Source organism: Corynebacterium freneyi (assembly GCF_030408835.1).
In the GTDB taxonomy this organism is placed as follows: domain Bacteria; phylum Actinomycetota; class Actinomycetes; order Mycobacteriales; family Mycobacteriaceae; genus Corynebacterium; species Corynebacterium freneyi.
In genome coordinates this window covers 962,497-988,227 of the sequence record NZ_CP047357.1, presented here as the reverse complement: position 1 = coordinate 988,227, position 25,731 = coordinate 962,497, and the positions used below count along the sequence as shown (strand labels likewise).

Annotated in this window: 26 protein-coding genes; 10 read left to right on the top strand and 16 right to left on the bottom strand. The window is 69.2% G+C overall.

Features of this window, described 5'->3' with window-relative positions; translation table 11 throughout:
* The first annotated feature begins 2 nt into the window (after nt 1-2).
* The 3 genes from CFREN_RS04580 (at nt 3) to CFREN_RS04570 (ending at nt 2,954) form a co-directional block, all read left to right on the top strand.
* Nucleotides 3-587 carry a DUF1003 domain-containing protein gene (locus CFREN_RS04580; protein ID WP_070523644.1) on the top strand — a complete coding sequence of 195 codons (585 nt, stop codon included), beginning with the start codon at nt 3-5 and terminating at the stop codon, nt 585-587.
* 11 nt (nt 588-598) lie between these two features.
* On the top strand, nt 599-1,732 hold the full coding sequence (locus CFREN_RS04575; protein WP_035119628.1) for an Mrp/NBP35 family ATP-binding protein: 1,134 nt from the start codon (nt 599-601) through the stop codon (nt 1,730-1,732).
* A gap of 85 nt (nt 1,733-1,817) precedes the next feature.
* Nucleotides 1,818-2,954 (top strand): nitronate monooxygenase, encoded by a 1,137-nt coding sequence (locus CFREN_RS04570; RefSeq protein ID WP_209653526.1) that lies wholly within the window; start codon nt 1,818-1,820, stop codon nt 2,952-2,954.
* Between the two features lie 17 nt (nt 2,955-2,971).
* Here the strand turns inward: CFREN_RS04570 and tatB are convergent, their stop codons facing one another.
* The 4 genes from tatB to sigE form a co-directional block, all read right to left on the bottom strand.
* The gene (gene tatB, locus CFREN_RS12825; RefSeq protein ID WP_217124652.1) at nt 2,972-3,484 is read right to left on the bottom strand and encodes a Sec-independent protein translocase protein TatB; all 513 of its coding nucleotides are present in this window, start codon (nt 3,482-3,484) and stop codon (nt 2,972-2,974) included.
* A gap of 93 nt (nt 3,485-3,577) precedes the next feature.
* The gene (locus CFREN_RS04560) at nt 3,578-5,104 is read right to left on the bottom strand and encodes a S1C family serine protease (RefSeq protein WP_246580178.1); all 1,527 of its coding nucleotides are present in this window, start codon (nt 5,102-5,104) and stop codon (nt 3,578-3,580) included.
* On the bottom strand, nt 5,101-5,460 hold the full coding sequence (locus CFREN_RS04555) for a zf-HC2 domain-containing protein (protein ID WP_168161408.1): 360 nt from the start codon (nt 5,458-5,460) through the stop codon (nt 5,101-5,103). Before CFREN_RS04555 ends, CFREN_RS04560 begins: the two co-directional genes overlap by 4 nt.
* A gap of 165 nt (nt 5,461-5,625) precedes the next feature.
* Nucleotides 5,626-6,246 carry an RNA polymerase sigma factor SigE gene (sigE, locus tag CFREN_RS04550; RefSeq protein ID WP_244979810.1) on the bottom strand — a complete coding sequence of 207 codons (621 nt, stop codon included), beginning with the start codon at nt 6,244-6,246 and terminating at the stop codon, nt 5,626-5,628.
* Between the two features lie 294 nt (nt 6,247-6,540).
* Between sigE and CFREN_RS04545 the strand changes: the two genes are divergently transcribed.
* A complete protein-coding gene (locus CFREN_RS04545) occupies nt 6,541-7,167 on the top strand; it encodes an O-methyltransferase (protein ID WP_209654731.1) in 627 nt (208 codons plus the stop codon).
* 220 nt (nt 7,168-7,387) lie between these two features.
* Here CFREN_RS04545 and CFREN_RS04540 read toward each other — a convergent pair whose 3' ends face one another.
* A complete protein-coding gene (locus tag CFREN_RS04540) occupies nt 7,388-7,999 on the bottom strand; it encodes a type 1 glutamine amidotransferase domain-containing protein (protein WP_224371621.1) in 612 nt (203 codons plus the stop codon).
* A gap of 572 nt (nt 8,000-8,571) precedes the next feature.
* Nucleotides 8,572-9,789, bottom strand: a complete 1,218-nt coding sequence (gene glgC / locus CFREN_RS04535) for a glucose-1-phosphate adenylyltransferase (protein ID WP_070523660.1) — start codon at nt 9,787-9,789, stop codon at nt 8,572-8,574.
* Nucleotides 9,790-10,021: 232 nt separating this feature from the next.
* On the opposite strand from glgC, the gene glgA reads away from it, so the two are divergent.
* Nucleotides 10,022-11,218 carry a glycogen synthase gene (glgA, locus tag CFREN_RS04530; protein WP_070523663.1) on the top strand — a complete coding sequence of 399 codons (1,197 nt, stop codon included), beginning with the start codon at nt 10,022-10,024 and terminating at the stop codon, nt 11,216-11,218.
* 135 nt (nt 11,219-11,353) lie between these two features.
* A complete protein-coding gene (budA, locus tag CFREN_RS04525; RefSeq protein WP_290252618.1) occupies nt 11,354-12,121 on the top strand; it encodes an acetolactate decarboxylase in 768 nt (255 codons plus the stop codon).
* A gap of 6 nt (nt 12,122-12,127) precedes the next feature.
* Here budA and CFREN_RS04520 read toward each other — a convergent pair whose 3' ends face one another.
* From CFREN_RS04520 to CFREN_RS04490, 7 genes are all read right to left on the bottom strand, one after another.
* Entirely contained in the window at nt 12,128-13,003 is an 876-nt protein-coding gene (locus CFREN_RS04520) for a methyltransferase domain-containing protein (RefSeq protein WP_209653530.1), read from the bottom strand.
* Nucleotides 13,004-13,228: 225 nt separating this feature from the next.
* On the bottom strand, nt 13,229-13,396 hold the full coding sequence (locus tag CFREN_RS04515; protein WP_070523668.1) for a DUF3117 domain-containing protein: 168 nt from the start codon (nt 13,394-13,396) through the stop codon (nt 13,229-13,231).
* 11 nt (nt 13,397-13,407) lie between these two features.
* Complete coding sequence (locus tag CFREN_RS04510) at nt 13,408-13,650, bottom strand: hypothetical protein (protein WP_070523670.1); 243 nt, start codon at nt 13,648-13,650, stop codon at nt 13,408-13,410.
* Nucleotides 13,647-14,525, bottom strand: a complete 879-nt coding sequence (locus CFREN_RS04505) for a glucosyl-3-phosphoglycerate synthase (protein ID WP_209653532.1) — start codon at nt 14,523-14,525, stop codon at nt 13,647-13,649. The genes CFREN_RS04510 and CFREN_RS04505 overlap by 4 nt, the downstream gene beginning before the upstream one ends.
* Nucleotides 14,522-15,334, bottom strand: a complete 813-nt coding sequence (gene folP / locus CFREN_RS04500; protein ID WP_070523759.1) for a dihydropteroate synthase — start codon at nt 15,332-15,334, stop codon at nt 14,522-14,524. The genes CFREN_RS04505 and folP overlap by 4 nt, the downstream gene beginning before the upstream one ends.
* A 71-nt stretch (nt 15,335-15,405) precedes the next feature.
* The gene (locus tag CFREN_RS04495; protein ID WP_070523674.1) at nt 15,406-16,248 is read right to left on the bottom strand and encodes an LOG family protein; all 843 of its coding nucleotides are present in this window, start codon (nt 16,246-16,248) and stop codon (nt 15,406-15,408) included.
* 110 nt (nt 16,249-16,358) lie between these two features.
* On the bottom strand, nt 16,359-17,432 hold the full coding sequence (locus CFREN_RS04490; RefSeq protein ID WP_209653535.1) for a hypothetical protein: 1,074 nt from the start codon (nt 17,430-17,432) through the stop codon (nt 16,359-16,361).
* Nucleotides 17,433-17,569: 137 nt separating this feature from the next.
* Here CFREN_RS04490 and CFREN_RS04485 point away from each other — a divergent pair, with 137 nt between their 5' ends.
* The gene (locus tag CFREN_RS04485; RefSeq protein WP_070523680.1) at nt 17,570-18,496 is read left to right on the top strand and encodes a DapH/DapD/GlmU-related protein; all 927 of its coding nucleotides are present in this window, start codon (nt 17,570-17,572) and stop codon (nt 18,494-18,496) included.
* 193 nt (nt 18,497-18,689) lie between these two features.
* A complete protein-coding gene (locus CFREN_RS04480; RefSeq protein ID WP_070523683.1) occupies nt 18,690-20,138 on the top strand; it encodes an amino acid permease in 1,449 nt (482 codons plus the stop codon).
* A gap of 113 nt (nt 20,139-20,251) precedes the next feature.
* Here CFREN_RS04480 and CFREN_RS04475 read toward each other — a convergent pair whose 3' ends face one another.
* The 3 genes from CFREN_RS04475 to CFREN_RS04465 all read right to left on the bottom strand — a co-directional run bounded on the left by CFREN_RS04475 (nt 20,252) and on the right by CFREN_RS04465 (nt 24,029).
* Nucleotides 20,252-21,559 carry an ISL3 family transposase gene (locus CFREN_RS04475; protein ID WP_209651956.1) on the bottom strand — a complete coding sequence of 436 codons (1,308 nt, stop codon included), beginning with the start codon at nt 21,557-21,559 and terminating at the stop codon, nt 20,252-20,254.
* 294 nt (nt 21,560-21,853) lie between these two features.
* Nucleotides 21,854-22,951 (bottom strand): cutinase family protein, encoded by a 1,098-nt coding sequence (locus CFREN_RS04470; protein ID WP_209653537.1) that lies wholly within the window; start codon nt 22,949-22,951, stop codon nt 21,854-21,856.
* A gap of 166 nt (nt 22,952-23,117) precedes the next feature.
* Nucleotides 23,118-24,029, bottom strand: a complete 912-nt coding sequence (locus CFREN_RS04465; protein WP_209653539.1) for a pseudouridine synthase — start codon at nt 24,027-24,029, stop codon at nt 23,118-23,120.
* 131 nt (nt 24,030-24,160) lie between these two features.
* Between CFREN_RS04465 and CFREN_RS04460 the strand changes: the two genes are divergently transcribed.
* Both CFREN_RS04460 and CFREN_RS04455 read left to right on the top strand, forming a co-directional pair.
* Entirely contained in the window at nt 24,161-24,472 is a 312-nt protein-coding gene (locus CFREN_RS04460) for a hypothetical protein (RefSeq protein WP_209653542.1), read from the top strand.
* 123 nt (nt 24,473-24,595) lie between these two features.
* Nucleotides 24,596-25,651, top strand: a complete 1,056-nt coding sequence (locus CFREN_RS04455; protein WP_209653544.1) for a hypothetical protein — start codon at nt 24,596-24,598, stop codon at nt 25,649-25,651.
* The last annotated feature ends 80 nt before the right edge of the window (nt 25,652-25,731 follow it).

Genomic DNA, 25,731 nt, shown 5'->3' with positions numbered 1-25,731 from the left:
CCATGGCGAAGGACGCCCACCGCACCGAACGGCCCGCCAAGGAGCGCCTCGGGCTGGACACGCCCGTCGTCGCCCGCCGGAAGAAATACCTCGACTTCGACGGCGACCGCGTCGGCGAAGTCGCCGAAAGCGTCGCCCGATTCCTCGGCACCGGCAAATACCTGGCGTTTCAGACGATCATCGTCGTCGCCTGGATCGCCCTCAACATCGGCGGCATGTGGTGGAACTGGGACCCCTACCCGTTCATCCTGCTCAACCTGGCGTTTTCCACCCAGGCCGCCTACGCCGCGCCGCTGATCCTGCTCGCGCAGAACCGGCAGGAGGACCGCGACCGCGCCTCCGTCAACGAAGACCGCCGCCGCGCCGCCGAAACCAAGGCCGACACCGAATTCCTCGCCCGCGAAATCGCCGGCGTCCGCGCCATCGTCGGCGAAGCAGTCACCCGCGACTACCTGCGCCGCGAACTCGACGACCTCACCGGCGTCCTCGAACGCATCGAAGCCCGCCTCTACGAAGAAGACCGCCACCCCGGCGCGCACCACGACGACCGCCACCCCGGCTCCCCCGCAGACCACGACGACCGATAGAATCCCAACCGATGTCCACGATTACTGAAGCCCAGGTCCGCACCGCCCTCTCCACGGTCGAGGATCCCGAGGTCCGTCGCCCGATCACCGAAATCGGCATGGTCAAGTCCATCGCCATTTCGGAGTCGAACGACGTCGCCGTCGAGGTGTACCTCACCATCGCCGCGTGCCCGATGAAGAACACCATCGTCGAGCGCACCGAAGATGCCGTCAAGGGCATCGAGGGCGTCGGCGCCGTCACCGTCACCACCGACGTGATGAACGACGAGCAGCGCCGCGAATTCCGCAACGCCGTCCGCGGCTCGGCCTCCGAGCCGGTGATCCCCTTCGCCCAGCCGGAATCCCGCACCCGCGTCTACGCGGTGGCGTCCGGCAAGGGCGGCGTGGGCAAGTCGTCGGTGACGGTGAACCTCGCCGCCGCGCTGGCCGCCAAGGGCCTGGCCGTCGGCGTGCTCGACGCCGACGTCTACGGCCACTCCGTGCCCCACATGATGGGTTCGCAGGACAAGCCGCACCAGGTCGACGACATGATCATGCCGCCGCAGGCCCACGGCGTGTCGCTGATTTCCATCGGCCACTTCGTCGACGACAACGCGCCGGTGGTGTGGCGCGGCCCGATGCTGCACCGCGCGATCCAGCAGTTCCTGGCCGACGTTTTCTGGGGCGACCTGGACGTGCTGCTGTTCGACCTGCCCCCGGGAACCGGCGACATCGCCATTTCCGTGGCGCAGCTGGTGCCCAACGCCGAGCTGCTCATCGTCACCACGCCGCAGATGGCCGCCGCCGAGGTCGCCGAGCGCGCCGGCACCATCTCCCTGCAGACTCGCCAGCGCATCGCCGGCGTCATCGAGAACATGAGTTGGATGGAGATGCCCGACGGCTCCAAGATGGAGGTCTTCGGTTCCGGCGGCGGCGAGACCGTCGCCAAGCGCCTGACGCAGATCACCGGCGCGACCGTGCCGCTGCTGGGCCAGGTGCCGCTGGACACCCGCCTGCGCGAAGGCGGCGACGAGGGCACCCCCATCGTCCTGTCGGAACCGGAGTCCGGCGCGGGCAAGGCCCTCAACGACATCGCGGCGAAGCTGTTCACCCGGCGCGAGTCCCTGGCCGGAAAGTCGCTCGGCCTGGGTGTCACGCCCAAGTAGGAATCCGCGGCGGCCAGCACCGGCCGCCACCGGCTCCCACCGTCCGCATCGGTCAACCCGACTTCAATTGCGTATTCTGGACTCCATGTTCAGTCCCCGCGATCTCCCGCTCCCCCTCGTCGGCGCCCCGATGGCCGGCGGTCCCTCCACGCCGGAACTGGTCTCCGCCGTCGCGCGGGCCGGGGGCCTCGGCATGATCGCGGCGGGCTATCTCACCGCGGCACGGCTCGCCGAGGTCATCGACGCCGCTGCCGCGCTGTGCGACGCCCCGACTTCCCGTCGCCGCGCCGACCGTCCCTCCGGGAGCAGCCGGTCGGCGCGCGGGCGCATCGGCCTGAACCTCTTCGTGCCGGACGCGGACGATTCCGAAGGTTGGCGCGAGTACCGCGATCTTCTGGCCGAGGATTTCCCGGGGGTGGATCTGCCCGCCGCACCAAGGTGGTCCGACGACGATTGGGATGCCAAGCTCGCGCTGCTCACCGGAAGTTCCGCAGCCGGGCCGTGCGACGCAGTTTCGACCGTCACCTTCACGTTCGGGTTACCCGAGCGGGCGGTCGTGCACGCCCTCAACGAGGCCGGGAAATCGGTCGGCGTCACCGTCACCGGCCCGGTTGATGCGCGGGCGGCGCTCGACGTCGGGGTGGACTATCTCATCGTCCAGGGGCCAGGTGCCGGCGGACACCAGTCGACCTTCACCGTCGCCGAGATTCCCGCGTCCGTCGATTCCGTTGAAGCGCAATCGGCGACGGCGGAACTCGTGCGGTCGGTGCGCGCGCTGACGGAAGAACACGCGAAGAGGATCGCCGACGACACCCCGACCGTGCCGATCATCGCGGCCGGCGGCGTCGGCGGGCGCTCGGACGTACGGGCTTTGTTGGCGGCCGGCGCGGACGCGGTGCAGGTGGGCACGCTGCTGCTCACCGCCGACGAGGCGGGTACGCGGCAGCCGCACCGCGAAGCCCTGCTGGCCCGCGACCGCGACACCGTGATGACCCGCTGCTTCTCCGGCCGCTTGGCCCGTGCCTTGGTCAACGACTTCACGCTTCGGTACACCGAAATGGCGCCGGCCGCGTACCCGCACGTGCACTATCTGACGTCGCCGATCCGCGCCGCAGCCGCCGATGTCGGCGATCCCGAGGGTCTAAATCTGTGGGCCGGCGTGGGCCACCGGTCGTGCCGTGCGGCGTCGGCGGCGGAGATCCTCGACGATCTGGCTCCGTAGCGGCGGGCCAGAGTCCGCTACAGAACGTCGTCGTCGGCCCAGTTGTGGCCGCCGGCCTGGGCGCCGCCAGCATTCGGGTCCGCTGCGGGGTTCGCGCCACCGGCATTCGGGCTCGCTCCACCGCCGTCGTTGGTGTTGACCGTGTTGCCCGGCAGCGCATTGCCTCCGGCCGCACCCGGGTTGGGGTTCGCGGCATCGCCGGCGGTTCCGGCGGCCCCTCCACCCGCTGCGGGCTTGCCGGACAGCAGGTCGAGGTACGTGTCGTCGCCGTCGAAAAGCGTGCGCGTCAGCGCGGTCTTGGGGTTGAGCTTGCGCAGCTCGTTGAGCTCGCCCAGCGGCTTGCGCAGTTCGTCGAAGTCCTCGCCGAATTCGCCGGTGATGCTCTGCCGGGCATCGTCGATCGCGGTGCGGGCCGCGAGGATCATCGCACGGACATCCGTGATGATGCTCGGCAGCCGCTCGGGCCCGATCAGCACCAGACCGACGATGAGAATAAGGAGGATTTCTCCCCAACCGACATTAGAGAACACGAGTTAGTACCTTAGCCGCCATGGCGGTCGATTGCAGATGCTGGGCGGGCCGATTACGCAGCGCCCGCCGCCGCGTTTGCTTTGCGACGCCGCTCACCCCGCCGGAGTGACGTCGAGTTCCATGGTCTGCCCGTCGCGGACGAGCGTGACGCGGACGGTCTCGCCGACGGGCACGCCCCAAATGGCGACGGTGAGCTCATCGGCCGAACCAACCGACCGCTCCCCGACCGCCGTGATGACGTCGCCCTCCCGGATGCCGGCGGCGTCGGCGGGCCCGTCCGGCACGACGGTGGCGACTTCGGCACCGGTGACCGCACCATTGGCGGCCGTCCGAGCGGCGATGCCGATGTCGGGGTGGACGGGCTGCTCGCCGGCGATGAGCTGCTCGGCGATGTCCTTGGCCATGTTGATGGGGATGGCGAAACCGAGGCCCTGCGACCCGCCGGACACGGAGTAGATGACGGTGTTGATGCCGATGACCGCACCACGCACGTCGACCAGCGGACCGCCCGAATTGCCCGGGTTGATGGAGGCGTCGGTCTGGATTGCGTCGGCCACGCCGTCGGTGTCGGTGCCCTCGCCGGCCAGCTTCACCGGACGGTTGAGCGCGGAGACGATGCCCGAGGTCACCGTGCCGTTGAGACCCTGCGGCGACCCCATCGCGATGACGGTGTCGCCGACGCGGACCTGCGACGAATCGCCCAGCTCGGCGACGGTGAGGCCCGAGACGTCCTCGACTTTGATCACCGCCAGGTCGGTTCTGGGGTCGCGGCCGACGATGGTGGCCGGCACGCTGCGGGGATTGCCCGCGTCGGTGAACGTCACGGCCAGCTCGACGTCCTCGGCATCGGCGGCCTCGGAGACGACGTGGTTGTTGGTGAGGATGTGCCCCGCATCGTCGATCACCACGCCCGAGCCGATGCCGCTCATCCCCGCCGCATCGATGCTGATCGACGCGACGGCCGGCTGCACGCGTCGGGCGACGTCGCCGATCTCCGTGAGGTCGCCGTTGCCCGGACGCCCCTCCACCTGCCGCAGTTCGACGCGCTCATGGTCGGCCCGGAACGTCTTGCCCGCCCAGCCGCCGGCGAATCCGCCGATGCCGCCCAGCGCCAGCACCACCGCCGCGCCGAGGGCGAGGAAACGCCACGGCACGATGCGGCCGAACATCGCCTCGCGCACGTCGACGCGGGGCACGGGCACGACGGGCTCCCGCTTGGGCCGCTTCGGCTTCCGCGCGGTGCCTCCGGTGACCATGCGGGTGCGCGGGTTCGCCCACGGCGAGTACCCGTCCCCAGCGTCGTCGCGTGGTTCGTCGAACAGTCCGCCGCCACCGCCTTTGCGTGACGACGACCCGCGTCCATCCACATTCGGCGGCAACTGCAGACCTTGGTGGGTCGCACCGCCCGGAGAAAAGGCCAGGTCCTCACGGGAAACGTAGGCGTCGAGGTCGGCGTCGTCTCCACCGGCGTCCCGGCCACCGGTTCCCCAGCCCTCGGCACTGCGGCCACCCGTGCCCCAACCTTCGGCGTCGTCTCCACCGAACTCCTCACCCCGATGACGGGGATCCACGCCGCCGACGACGCCGTCGGGACGGGCGAACGGATCGCGCCCCGTCACTGGCCGTTCCTCGGCCCGCGCAAAGTACGCCACGTGGATTCGAAAAACGCGGCCAACGAATCCGGCCGGCGATGCGACAAGTGGCGGGCGCCGGGCGCATTCTCCGGCATCTGCTCCCGCGACAACGACGCAAGACGCTCCCGCAGATCCGCCGGAATGCGCACCTCACCGGAATTGCGGAGACGCCGAGCCGCCTGACGCTGCCTGGCCACCTCACGCCGACACTCGGCGCACGCCAACAAATGCGCCTGCGCACGACGACGCGCCACCGCCCCCAACTCCCCGTCGACGAACGCCGCAACGGCCTCGGTGCCCAAATGGTCGGTCGACGCGAACTCCTGATGCGGTGCAGCCACTGTCGCGCCTCCTCCAAAAAGCCTGGCCCGCAACATCACGGGCGATAAGGGCAAGGTCGGGACGTCGTCACGCAGCGGGCGCGGAAAGCCGCACCGCCGACGCCGACCACCCCACCGGTCGGTTCTCCCGCCCACGATACCGACGACGACCGCCCGATGGCGCAACTACCGCGCGTGCGTGAAGGACTCGCGCTCCGCGCGCTCCCGCTCCGCAGCCTCCAAATGCGCGCGAAGCTGGGTCCGGGCGCGGTGAATGCGGGAACGGACGGTGCCCATCTTCACGCCGAGTGTGTCGGCGATCTCCTCGTACGTCAGGCCCACGACGTCACACAGCACCACCGCCGCACGATAATCCGGGTGCAGCGCCGCCAACGCACGCTCCAAATCCGGATCCAGATTCGCGTCGGCGTACACCTCCTCCGGCGTCGGCGCCGTGCCCGGCACGCGATCGTAATTCTCCGGCAGCGCCTCCATCCGAATCGCCTGACGATGCCGAACCATGTCCAGGAACAGATTCGTCGTGATCCGATGCAGCCACCCCTGGAACGTGCCCGGCTTGTACCGCTTCAACGAACGGAACACCCGCATGAACGTTTCCTGCGTCAGATCCTCCGCATCATGCGGATTGCCCGTCAGGCGGAACGCGAGGCGATAGACGCTGTCGCCGTGCTCCTCGACCAACTCCGCCCACGTGGGCATGTCCCCCTCGCCCGCATCGAAGGCCGCCGTGCCGGAAAGAATCTCGGACTCCGCCGAAGCACCCGTCACCGGGCCGCCATCGGCCATGTCCCGCACATCGGCGGGGGCGTTGCTGTCCGGAACGCTGTCCGGAACGCTGTCCGGAACAGGAGAGCCTTCGTCGTTCATGGCAGGTACCTTGCCTCATCTACCTGGGGGTCCATTGACCTTAACCTGATAGTCACATGTGAGTACAGTTGCGGCTCCGAAACAAATCCCCCTGGCGTCTCCCCTCACCGATTCCACTGCAAGCCCCGGCGTGCCCTCCCCGGACAACGACGACCCCGCCCTAGACTCGGCGTCGTGACCGATTCCGCAGCTCCGATCTCCGCCCTCGACGCCATGAGCGCCCACATCAACGCCACCTCCGTGGCCGATGAGGCACTGGCCGGCGCGCGCGACGACGCCGCCGAATTCGGCCTGTCGATCCCCGACGCCGTCGCCGGCGACACGCTCACCGCGCTCGCCGCCCTGGCGTCCGCCCGCCGCCCCGACGGACCCGCCGCCGTCGCCGCGACCCCCGCGGTCGGCGTCGTCGGCCTGCACCTCTTCGCGGGCATGCCGGACAACGCCGTGCTGACGTGCATCGACCCCGAGACCGAGCACCAGAAGCTCGCCCGCGACGCCTTCCGCCGCGCCGGCATCGGCCCGTCGCGCCACCGCTTCCTGCCGTCGCGCCCGCTGGACGTGCTCGGCCGCCTGGCGCCCGGCGCCTACGACCTCATCTACGCCGACGTCTCCCCCGCCGAGATCCCGATGTTCCGCGAACGCGCATGGCCGTTGCTTTCCGACGGCGGCGTGCTGATCTTCGCCGGCGTCCTCCTCGACGGCACCATCGCCGACGAATCCCGCCGCGACCGCGACACCAACGCCGCCCGCGAGGCCGAAAAACACCTCCTCGAACGCGAGGACGCGCTGGTGGCCCGCCTGCCCATTGGCTCGGGCGCGATTGCGCTGATCAAGAGGTAGGCGGCGCCTCGTACTCAGCCGACGAATGTGCGCCACAGGGCCCGCAGCGCACACTCGTCAAATGTGCAGCCCCGGCACCTCCCACGAATGTGCGCCACAGGGCCCGCAGCGCACACTCGTCAAATGTGCAGCCCCACCTCACCTGGGCGGCCCGTCAGCACACACGAAAAAGGGGCCGCGGCACGTCACCACGCACCACGGCCATGTCCGCCTAGAACGATCAGCGGGCCGAAGCGGTCGCCTCGACGATCGCCGCACAGAACGGCTCGAGATCGCCCGGATTGCGGGACGTGATGATGTTACCGTCGACGACGAGCGGCTCATCCACCCAGTCCGCACCGGCGTTGACCAGATCCGCCTTGCACGAGACATACGACGTCAGCTTCGTACCCGATGCCAGGCCCGCGTCAATGAACAACCACGGCGCATGGCAGATCGCCGCGATCGGCCGACCCGCCTCATGGAACGCCTTGACGAAGCGCAGCACCCCCTCGTCGATCCGCGCCGCATCCGCGTTGAGGGTGCCACCCGGCAACACCAGCGAATCGAAGACATCGACGTCGGCCTCGTTGACGTCGACGTCGACCACGAAGGTATCGGCGTGCTCCCAGTCGCCCTTCATCGCGACGAAAGACCCCTCGGAGTAGGACACGATCACGGGCTCACCACCGGCGGCGCGGATCGCACGCATCGGATCGGTCAGCTCGATCTGCTCCACGCCCTGACCCGCGAGCACCGCCACGCGACGCCCATCGAGCGGCCGACCATTGCCGGCCTGGCCCTGGTCCGCCTGGCCGTGATCGATCTGGTCCTGGTTGGACATGTCCGTCATGGTCTCCTCAACTTCTCGTTCGTTAATTCAGGCCCGGAGGCGATGCCGCCCCTCGGGCCAGGTTGGCCAATCCGCATCCGCGGATCACCGAAACTCCATGGTAACCATTAGTCACCGATGGTGGGCATTCCGCCACAATGCCGACGAATGTGCGCCACAGGGCCGGCAGCGCACACTCGTCAAATGTGCAGCCCCGCCAACACCGACGAATGTGCGCCACAGAGCTCACGGCGCACACTCGTCAAATGTGCAGCACCGCCAACACCAACGAATGTGCGCCACAGGGCCGGCAGCGCACACTCGTCAAATGTGCAGCCCCACCAGCGCCCACGAACCCGTCGCCGCACACAAAAAAAGGGCCGCGGCACGTCACCACGCACCACGGCCCATGCCCGCCGCAAACCGGGACGGACACCGGGGAGTCACACGACCGGGAACCACGCCCCCGGCCTCACCGGCGCACCCCATGAGGCACGCCGGATGGGCGAAACGCCGGGACGTCGTCACGCATGACGACGCCCGACACCGTCCCCACCGCCACCCGACGGCGGCACCCGGGGACGCGCGACGAACTAGACGACCTCGCCCTTGCCCACGGTCACCACGCCACCGGGGCTGATCTTGAACCGCTGGGCATCGCGCTCTGCATCGACGCCGATGATCTCGCCGTCGCCCACGACCACGTTCTTGTCCAGAATCGCATGACGCACCACGGCACCACGGCCGATGCGCACACCCGGGAACAGCACCGAACCCTCCACCGTGGCGCCGTCCTCGACGACCACGCCCGTGCTCAGCACCGAATTGCGCACCGTGCCACCCGACACGATGCACCCCGCGCCGACCATCGACGCCTGGGCGATGCCGCCCTGCGTGAACTTCGCCGGCGGCAGATTCTCATCGGCGAACGTGTGGATCGGCCACTTCTTGTTGTAGAGGTTGAACACCGGGTGCACCGAAATCAGGTCCATGTTCGCCTCGTAGAAGGCGTCGATGGTGCCCACGTCACGCCAGTAACCCTTGTCGCGCTCGGTCTCGCCCGCGACGTAGTTGTCCTTGAAGTCGTAAACGTAGGCCTCGCCCTCGGCGACCAGCATCGGAATGATGTCGCCGCCCATGTCGTGGTTCGAATCCTCGTTCTCCGAGTCCCGCTTGATCGCCTCGATCAGGGCATCGGTGGTGAACACGTAATTGCCCATCGACGCGAACGTCGACTCCGGGTCATCCGGGGTGCCCGGCGGGTCGGCCGGCTTCTCCAGGAAGCTGGTGATCCGATTGTTGTCATCCGCATCGATGCAACCGAAGGCATGCGCCTCCGAGCGCGGAACGCGGATGCCCGCCACCGTGACGCCGGCACCCGACTCGATGTGCGCCTGGACCATCTGCTCCGGGTCCATGCGGTACACGTGGTCGGCACCGAAGACGATGACGTACTCCGGCGACTCGTCGTACACGAGGTTCAGGGACTGCAGAATCGCGTCGGCCGACCCGGTGAACCAGCGCTTGCCCAGTCGCTGCTGCGCCGGAACCGGGGTGACGTACTGGCCCGTGATGCCGGACAGCTGCCACGCCTGGGAAATATGGCGGTCAAGCGAGTGGGACTTGTACTGGGTCAGCACGCAGATCTTGACGTAACCCGCGTTGACCAGGTTCGACAGCACGAAGTCGATGAGGCGGTAGCTCCCGCCGAACGGAACTGCGGGCTTGGCGCGGTCCGCAGTCAGCGGAAACAGGCGCTTGCCCTCGCCGCCGGCGAGAACGATGGACAGAACATTCGGTTGACTCCTCACGCCTCCCAACCTATATGCGTTTGCGCGGTCTCGCTTCCGATCCCCCTACCCCCGCCCCGGCACCCGCGTCCACGCCGCCCGGACAGCCGCCGCCCCACTGCACCCGAACGTCCCACCCGCGCTCCCCACCCGCGCCGCCTCCCCCGGCCGGCGCACACACCCCACCCGCGCCCGCCGCCCCCGCATGCGCCGCCCACGGCCAACCCCTCCAAATGCGGATACGCTTGTTGACATGCGAGTTGCGATGATGACCCGAGAGTATCCCCCGGAAATCTACGGCGGCGCAGGCGTACACGTCACCGAGCTCACCCGTTTCATGCGCGGGCTCGATGGCGTCGACGTCGACGTGCATTGCATGGGCGCCCCGCGCGACGAGGAGGGGTGCTACGTCCACGGCGTCGACCCCGAACTCGCCGACGCGAACCCCGCCATCAAGACCCTGTCCACCGGCCTGCGCATGGCGGACGCCGCGGCGGCGACGGACATCCAGGTCGTCCACTCCCACACCTGGTACGCCGGCCTCGGCGGCCACCTGACCGGCAAGCTCAAGGGCATCCCGCACGTGGCCACGGCGCATTCGTTGGAACCGCACCGCCCGTGGAAGCGCGAGCAGCTCGGCGGCGGCTACGACGTGTCGTCGTGGTCGGAGAAGAACACCATGGAGTACGCCGACGGCGTCATCGCGGTGTCGGCCCGCATGAAGGAGGCGATCCTCGACGCCTACCCGCGCATCGAACCGGATCGCGTGCACGTCGTGCTCAACGGCATCGACCCGGGCCTGTGGTACCCGCGCCCGACGTGGGAGGAGTCGCAGGAGGCCAACGGCTGGTCCGTGCTGGCGGACCTCGGCGTCGACCCGTCGCGCCCGATGGTCGCCTTCGTCGGACGCATCACCCGCCAGAAGGGCGTGGGCCACCTGATCAAGGCGGCGTCGCAATTCGACGACGGCGTCCAGCTGGTGCTGTGCGCCGGCGCGCCGGACACCCCGGAGATCGCGGCGGAGACCGAGCAGCTGGTCACCGACCTGCAGGCCGAACGCGACGGCGTGTTCTGGGTGAAGGACATGCTGCCGAAGGAAAAGATCCAGGAGATCCTCACCGCCGCGGATTCCTTCGTCTGCCCGTCGATCTACGAGCCGCTGGGCATCGTCAACCTGGAGGCCATGGCGTGCGGCACCGCGGTCGTCGCCTCGGACGTCGGCGGCATCCCGGAGGTCGTCGTCGACGGCGAAACCGGTGCGCTGGTGCATTACGACGAAAACGACCCGGCGACCTTCGAAGCCGACATCGCGGCCGCGGTGAACAAGATGGTGTCCGACCGCGAGGCGGCGAAGAAGATCGGCGAGGCCGGCAAGCAGCGCGCCATCGACGTCTTCAGCTGGGAAACCATCGCCCGCGACACCGTCGAGGTGTACAAGTCCCTCATGTAGGTCGGACCATGTGGGCCCGAGCATGTAGCCCCGACCAAGTGAGTCCGGGCATATGGGACCGATGACGGCCGGCGCACCCGCAAGGGTGGTGCCGACCGTCGTCACGTCGCACGCGACGACGCTAGCCTGGGGCGCGTGAACACCAACGCGAACCCGACCCGCGGCGACCACCCCGCCGACCTGCCCACCACCCGCCACACCTTCTTCCAGGCGTCGCTGATGACGGCCCTGCTCGACGGCATCTACGACGGAGAAATGTCGATCGGCGAACTGCTGGGCAAGGGAAACTTCGGCATCGGCACCTTCGACGGCCTCGACGGCGAAATGGTCATCATCGACGGCGTGTGCTGGCAACTGCGCGGCGACGGCTCGGCGACGAAGGCGTCGATGGGCCAGAAAACCCCCTACGCGGTGGTGACCAACTTCGTGCCGCACATCGTCCGCGACGCACCGCCCAACTGCGTGCGCGCCGACATCACCCCCTTCATCGACTCCGTCGTCCCCAGCGCCAACTACATGTACGCGCTGCGCATCACCGGCGAGTTCGAATGGGTCACCACGCGGACCGTCGTCAAGCAGTCCCGCCCCTACCCCAAGATGATCGACGCGACCGAAGCCGACGAATCCGTCGACTTCGAAAACGTCTGCGGCGTCATCGCCGGATTCCGCACCCCCGTGTACGAAAAGGGCATCTCCGTGCCCGGCTGCCACGTCCACTTCATCGACGACGACCGCACCGGCGGCGGCCACGTCCTCGACTTCAAGCTGAAATCCGGCGTCATCGAAATCTGCCCCGGCACCGACCTGCAGCTGCGCCTGCCGCTGTCCGAGGAATTCTCCGGCGCCGAACTCGCCCCCGAAGACCTCGACGCGCAGATCCACGCCACCGAGGTCAAGGACTAGCCGACGCTACCGCTCCTTCTTGCCCAGACGCGTCACGTACGCGCGGGCGGTGATCTCCATCTGATGCGGCAGCGCGGCGATGCGCTCGGCCAACACGTCCGGATGAATGTGCCGCGCCGACGGGCTCATGCCGATTTGCGCGGCGATCGCGGCCTGATCGAGGGTCATGGGGAACTCGACGAGCTCCGGCTCTCCGACCGGCACCAGGTGGCCCTCGGCCTGCGCGATCATCCGCTCGACCTTGCCGCGCTCGACGTCGATGATGCCCAACGGCTGACGCAGCTCGCCCAGGTGCCCCGTCGCCGCGGTGAGCACCACGACCTGGCCGCCAGGCTTGAGCACGCGGGCGAACTCCTCCGCATTGCGCGGCGCGAAGATCACCGTGATCGCGTCGATGGAATTGTCGCGGATGGGCAGCCGCGCCCACGCGTCGGCCACCACCGCGCCCACCCGCGGGTGGCACTTGGCCAGGTGCTTCGCCGCCGGCACCGACACGTCGATGCCCACGCCGCGCGCACCGCTGACCCCGTCGAGCGTGTGCGCCAGGTAGTAGCCCGTGCCCGCGCCGATCTCCAGGATCGCCGGATTGGCCTCCTCCGCCACGCAGGCGTCGTCGAGGACGTCCTGCACGTTGCCGGTCACCGCCTCGACGAACGGCGCGTAATGCCCGCCGGACAGGAACTCCTCGCGGGCGGCGATCATCTTCGCGTCATCGCCCGAGTAGCGCAGCCCCGCGCCACCGGCCAGCGTCACGTACCCCTGACGGGCGACGTCATAGCTGTGACCGGACTCGGACTTCAGCGTCGCCCACTCGGGGTCGCCGCACCGCAGCGGGGACCCGTCGATGGGGTCGGCGAGCACGTCGATGATGTCGGCGAGCAACCTATTCCTCCTCGGAAATCCGGCGAACCGGTGGCGCCCGTCGCGAACACCGGTGAATGGTGGCCAATTCTACCGGGCACACCCCGCGGCAATGACAACGGGCCGCCAATGGGCCACCGAACGCGACGCCCCGCCGACGCATCGTCGACGGGGCACGGCGAAATACGGCCGGGGCGCCTCACCGCGTAGCGGGCTCCACCCGGCGGAATCGAAGATCGGTCGGGGTCACTCGCCGACGGCGGTGAGGGCGGCGCCGAGCTCGGCGGCCTCCTCCGGCGTCAGTTCGACGACCAGGCGGCCGCCGCCGTCGGCGGGAACGCGCATGACGATCTTCTTGCCCTCCTTCACGGCCTCCAGAGGTCCATCTCCGGTCCGGGGCTTCATCGCTGCCATGTGACTTCTCCTCATTCGTGAAAGTGCGTGGACGGCTGTGCTTCGGTTTCTTCTGCGCCGCCTGCGCCGACGCGGTCGCCGACACTGCCGACGTGGTCGTCTCCGACGCCGCGCCTGCTCACCGATAATACGCCTTTTCGCACCGCCGGGGGTTTGTCCGCACTTTCGGGCAACCGCGCCAGCAGCACCGCGAACACCGACCAAAACACCGGGATGATCAGCACATACAGGCACACGACGAGAAACTGGATCATTCGTCGCCCACTCGTTCCCGCCTCGTCCCGGGCAGCATCGTGGCCAGCGGCGGGCGGTCGCCGGGAAGGTCCTCGCCGGTGGCCGGCGCCAGGCCGATCTTGCGCAGCAGCGTCGCGGACACCTCCACGGCCATCGGCGCAAGCTCGCCCAGCGGCCGGTTGCGGTGCACGCGCACCCCGAGGTCGACTTCCTGGATCGCCGCGGCGCCCCACCGGTCGGCGACGTCGACGAGCAGGCCGATCTCCACGCCATACCGCGCGGCGAACGGCAGCTCCATCAGGTCGGCCCGCCACGCCGCGTACTCTCCCGACAGCGGCTGCCGGATGACGGCCAGGTCCGGCCGAAACGCCGCCAGCAGCGGCCGGGCGGTCAACTCGGTGACGCGCCCGCCGCCGACGTCCCCCGGCGCATCCCTGCGGTAATGGCCCTTGACCAGGCGCACGGTGTCGTCGGCAAGCAACGGGGCCAGCAGCGACGGCACGAACGCCGGGGACGGGTCGCGCAGGTCGGCGTCGAGGAAGACGACGACGTCACCGCGCGCGGCGGCCACCCCGCGCCACAGGGCCTCACCTTTGCCGGGGCGGGTGGGCACGTCCGGCAGCACGTCGGCCCAATTGACCACCCGCGCCCCGGCGGCCGCGGCGACCTCGGCGGTCGCATCCGTCGAATCGGAATCCACGACGATGATCTCGTCGACGATGCCCGCCGCCAGGCTCGGCCGCACCGACTCGATCACCGACGCGACGGTCGCTTCCTCGTTGAGGGCCGGCAGGATCACCGACACCGCGGGACGCTTGACGACGCCCGCCTCCCCGCGATCCGCCTTCGTGCCATGCACACCGCCGTTGACGTTCCCGCCATCCCCGCCGCTCATTGCAGCCCCCGGATCGTCGACAGGGGCGCGACGTCGCCGCGGATGGCGCCGATCATGCGGCACACGTCGACGGTGTCGTCGACCTCGTGGACGCGGAACATGGCCACGCCCTGCGCCGCCGCCCACGCCGTGGCGGCCAGCGTCGCCGGCACCCGCCCGTCGACGTCCCGGCCGACGGTCTCGCCGACGAAGTCCTTGTTCGACAACGCCATCAGCACCGGCCACCCGGCGGCGACCAGCTCGTCGAGGCGCCGCAGCAGCTCCAGGCCGTGGAAGGTGTTCTTGCCGAAGTCGTGCGTCGGGTCGACCAAAACCTTGTCCTCGGGCACGCCGCAGGCCACCGCCCGCTCCGCCAACGCGGATGTTTCGGCGATGACGTCGGCGACCACGTCGTCGTAATGCACCCGAAACGGCCTGGTGCGGGGCACCGCGCCACCCGTGTGCGAGCAGACGTACCCCGCTCGGTGCGCGCCGGCGACCTCCACCAACTCCGGATCGTGGCCCGCCCACGTGTCGTTGACCAGATCCGCGCCCGCGGCAATGGCGGCCTCGGCCACCGACGCCCGCCACGTGTCCACGCTGATGGTCACGCCCGGATGCCTGCGACGCGCCTCGGCGATGGTGGGCACCACCCGGTCGATCTCCTCGGCCGCGTCGACCACCGGCCCCGGCCCCGCCTTGACGCCGCCGATGTCGATGACGTCCGCCCCCGCCGCGACCACGGCGTCGATCCGGGCCAACGCAGCGTCCTCCGCGGCGGTGGCCCCGCGGTCGTAGAAGGAATCGGGCGTGCGATTGACGATGGCCATCACCGCCGGCAGCGGCGTCGGCTGGAATGCGCTGCGCCGGGCGCCCTTCACCCCGTCGAACTCCTTCACCGTCAGTCCAGCAGCCCCTGGTCGCCGTCGCGGTGGGCGCGGGCGATCGCCTCGCGCGCGACTTCCTCCCGGCGATCGCGCTCCTGCCCCTCGTGGGCGGCGACGATGAACTCCATGGCCTCGTCGATGGAGTCGGTGACCAGGAACAGGTCCATGTCCTCCGGCGAAATCATGCCCTCGGCCAGGACGCGGTCGCGGATCCAGTCGATCAGCCCGCCCCAGAACTCCGTGCCCAGCAGCACGACGGGGAACCGGGTGACCTTGCCGGTCTGCACCATGACCAGCACCTCGAACAACTCGTCGAGGGTGCCGAAGCCGCCGGGCAGCCCGATGAACGCCTGCGAGTACTTCAGGAACATCGTCTTGCGCACGAAGAAGTACCGGAAGTTCAGGCCCAGGTCGACCCAGTCGTTGAGGCTTTGCTCGTGCGGCAGCTCGATGCCCAATCCCACCGACAGGCCGTCGGCGTCGTAGGCCCCGCGGTTGGGCGCCTCCATCAGGCCCGGGCCGCCGCCGGTGATGCACGCGTAGCCGGCTTCGACGATGGCGCGGCCGAGTTCGCAACCCTGGATGTAGTACGGGTGGTCCTCCGGCATGCGCGCCGAACCGAACACCGTGATGGCCTTCGGGATCTCCGCCAGCGCCCCGAACCCGTCGACGAACTCGGACTGGATCCGCAGCACCCGCCAGGTGTCGGTGTGCAACCAGTCGGTGGCCTGGCCCGGGTCGAGCAGGCGGCGATCCGTCGTCGAGCGGTTCGGGTCGTACTCGCCGGTGTTGCGGACCATCATCGGTCCGCGCAGCTGGCGCTTGCGCTCCGGGGAAGGGGTGCGGTGCGGGGCCATGTCGGTGGTCTCCTGGTCGGTTTCTTCGTGGTCGTGCGCGGGTGCGGTGCGGGCCGTGAACCCCACGTCGACGGCAGCTCCGTCGTTTGCGTCATCTGCGTCGTCGGCGTTCAGCCGTGGCGTTCGCCCACCCCAGAGTAACCATCCAGAGCGTCGAGCACCCGGGCATGCAGGTCGGCGGCGATGCCGTGGCAGGCGTCGCCATCGGGCGGGGTGCCCGCGCCGAGATGCGCTGCCAGTTCCTGGGGTTCGGTGGCCACGATCTCGGTCGCGCCGGAAAGCACGGCGGATCCGGCCGGCGCGGCGGACGGCGTCGAGGCCGGGGCGTCGTCAAGCGAAGAAGCAAGCTCCGTGCCCTCGCGCACGACGAACACCCGGGCCCCCACCCCTGCCGGCAACGGCGGCAGCGGCGGCGCCTGAACCGCACGATCCAGGCGCGGGCCCCACGCGACGACGGCGACGCGGGAACCGTTGACCGCGATGGCGGGCTCACCGGCCAGCACCGTCGACCCGGGCAACGGGCGGCACACCGCGGCCAGCAGACGCACCGCCGGATCGGAATGCGAACCGATCACGGCCGGGCCGGGCGGGCGCGTGGCATTCGGGTCCAGGCCGTCGGCGGCGGCGCCGAGCTCGTCGCGGGCCCAATCCGGCAGGGCCGCCAGACGACGCTCGCGTTCGGCTTGACGACGATCCCACGACCCCCGCACCGCCACCCCGCCGACCATGCCGACGGCCAAACCCAAAACGGGCACGCCGATCATGACCAGCGCGCCGGCCCCGCCCTGCGCCGACGAGCCGGCCGCCACCGCCCACGTGCCCTGCGCCGCCGCGGCGACCGCACCGACCAGCGCCCACTTCCCCGCCGCCACGCCGGCGAAAATGCCCCAGCTCACGCACCACGCCAACAGCACGATCACCGCCGCCCACGCCACCGGCGCCCAGCCCATCGCCACCGCGACGACGGCCACGACCAGCGCGACCAACGCCACGCGCCCCAACGCCCGCGACACCGCGATCGCCGCCTTCGCCGCGCGCGGCAAATCCGAACGGGCCAGCAGATCCGCCGATGACGAACCGCCCGCAGCGGCGCGGGACTGCCGGACGGACGACGGGACGGGCTGCCGGGCCGACGACTCGGCGGACGACGGGGCGGGCTGCTCGGCGGGCGTCTGGGCGGACACGGGAAACCTCCGGGGATCGGGCGGCGGCGGCCGCATTCGACGCCCCCGACGATATACCCCGGGGCCCCACCCGAACGGGCCACCGACCAGCCACCGTGCGGTCGAGGGCGCCGACCACAGCGGATACACTTGGAATCATGATGACAACAGGTGCCTCGGCCACGGGTATCGCGAACATCGCAATGGACGGCACCGTCCTGGACACGTGGTACCCCAACCCCCAGCTCGACGACACCATCACCGAATCCGGCACCCGCCGCCTCGGCGCGCAGCACCTCACCCCCCAGTTGCTGCGCCAGGTGCTTCTCGACGAGGACCGCAGGGTCGAGCAGGTCGCGGTGCGCACCACCATCGCCGACCTGTCGCAGCCGCCGATCGACTCGCACGACGCCTACCTGCGCCTGCACCTGCTGTCGCACCGCATCGTCACCCCGCACTCCATCCAGATGAGCGAGGTGTTCGACGCCCTGAACATCGTCGCGTGGACGAACAAGGGCCCCTGTCTGCCCGACAACTTCGAGGCCCTGCGCACCAACCTGCGCATGCGCGGCCTCATCCACGTCTATTCCATCGACCGCATGCCGCGGATGGTCGACTACGTCGTGCCGTCGGGCGTACGCATCGCCGAAGCCGAGCGCGTCCGCCTGGGCGCCTACCTCGCGCCGGGCACCACCGTGCTGCGCGAGGGTTTCGTGTCGCTGAACTCCGGGTCGCTGGGCCCCTGCAAGATCGAGGGCCGGTTGTCGTCGGGCGTGGTGCTCGGCGAGCACACCACCGTCGGTCTGGCCGGCACCGTCATGGCCCGTCACGACGAACGCGGTCGCCGCATCCCGCTGACCGTCGGCCGGCGCTGCGTCATCGGCGTGTCCGCGGGCACCGTGGGCGTCGACCTCGGCGACGACTGCATCATCGACAAGAACATCCTCATCGACAAGGACGCCCCGATCGAGCTTCTCGACGAAGGACGCCGCGTCCACGCCTGGGAGCTCAACGGCCGCGACCGCATGCACTTCTTCCGCCACCCCGATTACGCCGCGGTGTGCATGCGCCCCACCGAGGTGTAGGCGGCTCCCCTCCCCCTGGGTCGGCGCCACGCCCGCACACGCCCGCGTTCTTTTGCGGGTGAACGCACGTCATCGACTCGGCATCGCCGTCGCATCCGCGTCTGACCCCAGCCATCGTCAACGGTGACCCCAGCCATCGTCAACGGCGGAACCGGCCGCGAGAGCCAGGATGACGGCGGGTAATGTCCCATCCATGACCAATGACCCCTTGTCCCGGGCCGACGAGGCCGTGCCGGACGCTTCGACCGACGAGAAGCTCGGCAAGGGACTGAAAGTTCGCCACCTGACCATGATGGGCCTGGGTTCCGCCATCGGCGCGGGACTCTTCCTGGGCACCGGCGTCGGCATCAACGCCGCCGGACCCGGTGTCCTGCTGTCCTACCTCGCCGCCGGCGTCATCGTCGTCCTGGTGATGACCATGCTCGGCGAGATGGCCGCCGCCCGCCCCGCCTCCGGCGCGTTTTCCACCTACGCCGAAATGGCGTTCGGCCGGGGCGCCGGCTTCATCCTCGGCTGGTTGTACTGGTTCATGCTGATCATGGTGCTCGGCGCCGAAATCACCGGCGCCGGCGCGATCATGGGCGCATGGTGGGACATCCCGGGGTGGATCCCGGGCCTGGTGTGCGTGGTGTTCTTCGCCGTCGTCAACCTGGCCAAGGTCCGCGGTTTCGGCGAGTTCGAGTTCTGGTTCGCGTTCATCAAGGTGGCCGTCATCATCGGCTTCCTCGTCATCGGCGTCCTGCTGATCTTCGGGCTGCTGCCCGGCACGACCTTCGTCGGCACGCAACACATCGCGGAGTCGGGCTTCCTGCCCAACGGCTTCTCCGGTGTCGCGGCGGGCCTGCTGGCCGTCGCGTTCGCGTTCGGCGGCATCGAGATCGTCACCATCGCCGCCGCGGAATCCGACGACCCGAAGCGTTCGATCGCCTCCGCCGTCCGCTCGATCATCGTGCGCATCGGCGTGTTCTACATCGGCTGCGTGCTGGTCATCATCACGTTGCTGCCCTACTCCCAGATCGACGGCGCCGACACCGCCGCCGAGTCGCCGTTCACCTTGGTGCTGCAGCAGGCGGGCATCCCGGGCGTCGTCGGCTTCATGGAGGCCGTCATCGTCCTGGCGCTGCTGTCCGCCTTCAACGCCCAGATCTACGCCACGTCGCGCCTGGTGTACTCGATGGCCCGCCGCGGCGAGGCCCCGCACATGTTCACCGCCATGAACTCCCAGGCCGTGCCCTACAAGGCGGTGATCATGTCGATGGTCTTCGCGTTCCTGTCGGTCGGCATCCAGGTCGTTTTCGACGGGTCGAAGGTGCTGGTGTTCCTGCTCAACGCCGTCGGCGGCTGCCTGCTGGTCATTTGGCTGGTCATCGCACTGTCGCAAATCAAGCTGCGCCCGCGCCTGGAGGCCAACGACGAGCTCACCGTCCGCCTTCCCGGCTACCCGTGGCTGTCGTGGCTGGCGGTGTTCATGATCCTGGGGCTGACCGTCATGATGCTTTTCGACGAGGTCGCCCGCCAGCAGGTCTTCTCCGTGTTGGCAGTGTGCTTCTTCCTCGCCGTGCTCGCCGCCCTGACGTCGTCGACGCGCGCACGGGCCCGAGACAACATCGACCAGTCCCCCGTCGACGGGGTCCACCACTAGGTGTTCGGCCCCGGGCGAATGCGATGCCCGGGTAGTCGTCAAACCCCGGCAGGTTGCGAGCGCAGCCTGCCGGGGCTCACTCATCTGGCCCCCCTAAACCGGCCCTTCCGGTTTTAGAGTGCGTTGATCTTGGCCTGGAACCCTCCGGAGTGGATCAGTGACCGCAAGATGTAGTGGTTGAGGTTCCTGAACCCGAGTGCGATGCCACGCAGGTGCTCCAACCGTCCGTTGATGGCCTCGACGGGGCCATTGGAAGCGCCGGTGTCGAAGTACGCGAGGATCTCGGCCCGTCGTTTCCACATCGTCCGGCCCAACTGCCCCAGCTCCTGGACCCCGGCGGGAAGATCTTTCCGGATCCGGCACATGATTTTGTACATCCACCTCTTCCCGACCCGACGGTCAGGATGCTCATAGGCTGCGATGATGTCCTGATACGTCCAGTGCGTGACATCCACAGCCGTGTGCCGCTCATCAGCGAACACCGCGTCCAGCTTCGCTTTCTGCCTGTCGGTCAGCAGTCCCATCCGGGTTAGCAGGATCCGACGCACCCCGTACAAGGGATCCCCTGACCGGCCGCGATGCCCACAGGTGTCCTGTTGGATCCGCTGCCGGGTCATAGTCAGCTTGTCGGCGGCCAGGTGCACGACGTGGAACGGGTCCATCACCTTCCTCGCCTTCGGCAGCTGCTCGGTGGTGGCGGTGTGGTAGCCGGCGAATCCGTCCATCGCCACGACTTTCACCCGGTCGCGGAAGGACTTCTCCCGGGCGGCGAGCCAGCGGCGCAGCACCTCAGCGGATCTGCCCGGCACCATGTCCAACAGCCGGGCGGGCCCGGTGCCGTCCACGTTCGGCGTCAGGTCGACGATGACGGTGACGAAACCGGGAGTACCGTCGCCGCGGCGGTGTTTCCATTTGTGCTCGTCCACCCCCAGGACGCGGACTCCGGCCAGGTGGGTGGGATCAGCGTAGATCAGCTCCCAGGCCTGTTCGAGGGCTACCTGGTTGACCAGATCCCAGCCGATGTCCAGGGACTTCGAGATCGCGGCAACGCTCATGCGGTCAATCGCCAGGCGCTGGAGGATCCAGCGGGTGCAGCGGTCGGTGAGCTTGGCTTTCCGCTTCGCGCACACGAGTTGCTGTTGAAAGATCTTTGTCGCACAGGCGGTGTTGGTGCAGGTGAAACGGGGTAGCCGGATCCGTAACCGGGTGGGATGCCCGACGACGGGCAGGTCCACGAGTTCACGGATCCGGTGATCACGCAGCCGGCCTTTCATCCCGCAGGCCGGGCAGGAGGCATCCTGTTCCACCGGGCGGCAGGTGATCCACGTGTGGCGCTCATCGATCGCGGCGCCCGTGATGGTCAGGCCGAGTTCAACGGTCCGGATGATGGTGTCAGCAATAAGAGACGTAGAATCGGGCATAGGTCCTCGGGGCGAAAGATGGTTGTGTAGGAGCTTTCATCTTCGCACCAGGGACCCCTATATCTTGTGGTGGGTCCCGATCCTCATACTTGGTACCTCATCCCGGCTACGCACCCCAGATCCGGAAGAGCCCCTAAACCACGGGGCCCAAACCACGGGGTCGGCCCGAAGTAGCCGCCGAATCGTCAAACCACGGGGTCCAAACCACGGGGTCGGCCCATTTTCGTCCCTAAACCACGGGGTCAGCACGAACCCCGTGGTTTGGACCCCGTGGTTTGGGCGTGGGAGAGGACGCTAGGCCGAGGCGACGGCCGGCCCGATCTTCGCGCCGAGGAATGCGGCGGCCTCGGCACGTGCCGACGGCGCTCCGTCCAACTCGGCCTCGTACTGCAGATGATCGGACGAGCCGTCGATCAGGAACTCCAGCAACGCGCCCAGGGCCTCTCGGATCTCCGGATCGGCCAGGGCACCCGACCCCACGGCGTCTTCGATGACCGCGCGGGCGGCGGCGGCATCCTTCGGGGCGAACGACGCCGACATCACCGCCGGGGCGATCTCCCGCATTCCCGGGGTGGAATCGCACCACAGGTCACCGTCGTTGCACGAGTCGAAGATGCGGTCGCCGAGCACACCCCACGTCCCCTCGCGCGGCCCGAGAATTCCCGTCGAATCCGCGGCCGCCGTGCCATGGGCGACCGCGACATCCGCACCGCGACGGGGATTGCCGAACAGGGCCACCGCGACGACGCGATCGACCAGCGGCACCCCGGCCGCATCCGTCCGCCCGGCCAACGCGTCGTCCGCCCACCCGCCGACGATGTCCGCGCCCTGCGAATACCCGGTGAACACCAACCCGGTCGTCGGGCAGGCCGCGGCGACGGCGTCGACGAGACGGGTCAACGCCTCCTGGCCGCGCGGCGCCGACTCCGCGTATGAGGCGGTCAGAAACGCATCCGACGTGTAGGGCAGGTACAGGTTGCGGACGTCATCGCCGAACTCGGCGGCCAGATCATGCCCCAGCCCGGAAACGACGCGCCCATGCGGAACATCCGGGTCACGCTGATCGTTGGTTTCGCCGGTGCCCGGCACGTGAATCGCCGTGATGGCCGTGCATTCGCGGTCATCCAGCGCGTCCAGGCCCAGGTCCTTGCCCGCGAGCCGACCGATGCCGTGCTCGATCCCGCTCCACGCCGACGGGGGGATCATCGGGCTGCGCACGCCACCGTCGTCGAGGGCCGGCGGCTCGTACGGGATGGTCGGCGGAGTCACCGCCGACGCCGGGCCGACACCCACGCCAAGCCCGCCGACGGCGATCGCCGTGGCCGCCAGCGCAGCGGTGACTCGACGATGGACGCGCTGATGGCCCCGACGATGAACGCCCCTGATGTTCATTCGATTTCTCCCCGTGGAAACTTCCCCATTGGAACGGCATCTGACAGATGGGATGCTAACCCCACCCGCCGGGAAAACGGCCTCGCCGCGCCGCACCCGAACAGCCCCGCGAGCACCACACGGGCAACGTAGCCGAAACACCGACACGGGCTCGCCGCGCCAACGCTCAGTACCTCGGTTCAGCCAACGGATCCGCCACATCACGAACCGAGCGGAAATGACGCGGCCGCCCGTCGAGGGGATCGTCGTAACGCAACTCCGTGGCCACCAACCTCAACACCCGGGTGACGTCGCCCAGATCCAACCCACGGTCCTCGGGATACGTGTCGTCGCCGAGAATCGGATACCCCAGATGCGCCATCGTCGCCCGCAGCTGATGCGTCCGCCCCGTCACCGGCTCCAGGCGCCACTTCCCCACCGTCATCCGCGTGCCACACGAACCGCACCCGCACGACGCGCCATGCCCGCCGCCGAACATCCCCGGCAACACATCCCCCACCTCCGCCGCCACCGTGCCCACGTACGTCACCCGCGTCGTCGCCGACCGCCACACCACCCCCGGCGCATCACCGGCGGCCACGGCGGGCCGGTCGGCCGACGGGCCGTCGTCAAGCAACAAATCCCGCACCCGCACCCCACGCTCACCGGCGACGTTGGCCAACTCCACCACGACGTCCCGCGACTCACCCGGCGCCCAATCATCGGCGACGACCGTCAACGCCTCATACGTCTTGCCCACGCGGCCGGCCTGAAACAACCGCTGGTACGCGCCCCGCGACGCCGCATCCCGCGACACCAACAACAACCCCGACGTCAACCGATCAAGCCGATGCACGCACGTCAGGTCCGGCTCCCCGAACCGATCCCGCAACCGCCGCAGCACCGTGTTACGCACCAGGCGGCCGTTGGGCGTCGACGGCAGGAAGGGAGGCTTGTCGACGACGACCACCCCACCCTCTTCCGCCACCACCACCGGATCAAACGGAATGTCCGGCTCCGCGTGGGAGACCACCGGGTCAGGCGCAGGCGCCTTCTTCGCACCCCACCACTCGTCACGGTTGCCCGCCGCCCTGCCCATTCGGTCACGCTCCTCACGCCACGGCACGTCACGGCACTCCACGGCCGAGCCATAGAGCCGCACCGCACCGCCCACATCACACGCCGGCGATCGCCGATCATGCCCCCGCAATCCTGCCGTATCCTGACCCCATGACCGACGCCACCCCCACCGACCACGACGCCACCGCCACCACCGCCGGGGCCGGCGCCCACGCACCCCACACCCCGCAATCCGACGCCAACCCCGCCACCGCCACCTCCACGGCCTACAGCGTCCGCATCGTCGCCGGCGTCCTCCTCATCGTCGTGTTCGGCGGACTGCCCACCGTCGTCGACGGACGCCCCCTGTGGGCCGCGATCGTCGGACTCATCGGCGTCATCGCGGGCGCCATCCTCATCGCGCTGGCCATCAACTCCATGATCCGCGAACGCCGCGCCCGAAACCTCGCCGCCCGACGCTGACGCCACCGCCGGCCGCGCCCGACGACACGGGCGAAGGCGCGGAGGCCGAGACGTCGTAAAGCACGGGGACACCCGCCCGCAAAAAGACGGAACCGAACCGCCGCCCCGCGCGTCCAACTGGGCATGGGGGACAACGACACGACCACGACCATGCCCACCGACGCCACCGGACTGCGGCCACTCGGCTCAGGACTCCTCGCCGCCCGCGGCCCCGTCGGCCGATCCGCACTCGCCCGAGCCGTCAAAGCCGGCACCGCACTGAAACTCGCGCCCGGCATCATCATCGACGCAACCACCTGGGCCGCCGCCGACTGGCCCGAACGCCGCCGCCTGCGCTGCCTCGCCCACGCCCACGCGCACCCCAAACTCGCGCTCGCCGGCGTCAGCGCCGCCCGCATCCACGGCCTCGACATTCTCGTCGACCCCGACCACGACACCGACGAAAAAGTCCACCTCGCCCACGTCGGCCGCGGCAAAACCGGCGGCGGCGCCGGGCACACCGTCCACTGCCTCGCCCTCGACGCCGCCGACATCACCGTCGTCGACGGCATCCGCGTCACCACACCCGCACGCACCATCCACGACCTGCGCACCACCCACGGGCCCGCCCACGCCCTCGCCGCCGCCGACGACGCCCTGCGCAAAGGCCACGGCCGCGGCGCACTCACCGCCCTGGCGGCCACCCTGCTCGGCCGCCGCACACCCGGCGCCAAACAGACCGCCGAAGTGATCATGCTCGCGTCCACGCACTCCGAAAGCCCCGCCGAATCGTGGACCCGCTGGCTGCTCCACGTCCTCGGACTGTGCGGCGTCCTGCAGCAGGTGTACATCATCGCGCCCGACGGCCGGCCCATCCGGCGCGTTGACTTCTGGATCCCCGAGCTCGAGATGGTCATCGAATTCCACGGCTGGAAGAAATACGACGGCCGCTACGGCGACGGCGACGTCATATCCACGTACGAAAACGCCGCCATGCGCGAACTGGCCAACTGCGGACTCGAGGTCGTGCAGCTGACATGGCGCATGCTTGTCGACGGCTCCGCCGCAACGCTCATCGCTCAGCGCGTCGCCGCACGCCGCGAGTTGCTGGAGAAGGCGGGGCCGCAGTTCACCGGCGAGGTGTTCCTGCGGCACGAGAAGCTGCCGGCGCGGGTGACGCGCTACTTCCGCGGCAAGTGAGCGGGGTGCAGCTTCCGCGGCAAGTGAGCGGGGTGCAGCTTCCGCGGCAAGTGAGCGGGGTGCAGCTTCCGCGGCAAGTG

Coding starts and splice junctions, on each gene's coding strand:
- CFREN_RS04580 (WP_070523644.1), top strand. CDS start 3: ATGGCGAAGGACGCCCACCGCACCGAACGGCCCGCCAAGGAGCGCCTC.
- CFREN_RS04575 (WP_035119628.1), top strand. CDS start 599: ATGTCCACGATTACTGAAGCCCAGGTCCGCACCGCCCTCTCCACGGTC.
- CFREN_RS04570 (WP_209653526.1), top strand. CDS start 1,818: ATGTTCAGTCCCCGCGATCTCCCGCTCCCCCTCGTCGGCGCCCCGATG.
- sigE (WP_244979810.1), bottom strand. CDS start 6,246: ATGGCCGATGGCGGCCCGGTGACGGGTGCTTCGGCGGAGTCCGAGATT.
- CFREN_RS04545 (WP_209654731.1), top strand. CDS start 6,541: ATGAGCGCCCACATCAACGCCACCTCCGTGGCCGATGAGGCACTGGCC.
- CFREN_RS04540 (WP_224371621.1), bottom strand. CDS start 7,999: ATGACGGACATGTCCAACCAGGACCAGATCGATCACGGCCAGGCGGAC.
- glgA (WP_070523663.1), top strand. CDS start 10,022: ATGCGAGTTGCGATGATGACCCGAGAGTATCCCCCGGAAATCTACGGC.
- CFREN_RS04515 (WP_070523668.1), bottom strand. CDS start 13,396: ATGGCAGCGATGAAGCCCCGGACCGGAGATGGACCTCTGGAGGCCGTG.
- CFREN_RS04510 (WP_070523670.1), bottom strand. CDS start 13,650: ATGATCCAGTTTCTCGTCGTGTGCCTGTATGTGCTGATCATCCCGGTG.
- CFREN_RS04505 (WP_209653532.1), bottom strand. CDS start 14,525: ATGAGCGGCGGGGATGGCGGGAACGTCAACGGCGGTGTGCATGGCACG.
- folP (WP_070523759.1), bottom strand. CDS start 15,334: ATGGCCATCGTCAATCGCACGCCCGATTCCTTCTACGACCGCGGGGCC.
- CFREN_RS04495 (WP_070523674.1), bottom strand. CDS start 16,248: ATGGCCCCGCACCGCACCCCTTCCCCGGAGCGCAAGCGCCAGCTGCGC.
- CFREN_RS04485 (WP_070523680.1), top strand. CDS start 17,570: ATGATGACAACAGGTGCCTCGGCCACGGGTATCGCGAACATCGCAATG.
- CFREN_RS04480 (WP_070523683.1), top strand. CDS start 18,690: ATGACCAATGACCCCTTGTCCCGGGCCGACGAGGCCGTGCCGGACGCT.
- CFREN_RS04475 (WP_209651956.1), bottom strand. CDS start 21,559: ATGCCCGATTCTACGTCTCTTATTGCTGACACCATCATCCGGACCGTT.
- CFREN_RS04470 (WP_209653537.1), bottom strand. CDS start 22,951: ATGAACATCAGGGGCGTTCATCGTCGGGGCCATCAGCGCGTCCATCGT.
- CFREN_RS04465 (WP_209653539.1), bottom strand. CDS start 24,029: ATGGGCAGGGCGGCGGGCAACCGTGACGAGTGGTGGGGTGCGAAGAAG.
- CFREN_RS04460 (WP_209653542.1), top strand. CDS start 24,161: ATGACCGACGCCACCCCCACCGACCACGACGCCACCGCCACCACCGCC.
- CFREN_RS04455 (WP_209653544.1), top strand. CDS start 24,596: ATGGGGGACAACGACACGACCACGACCATGCCCACCGACGCCACCGGA.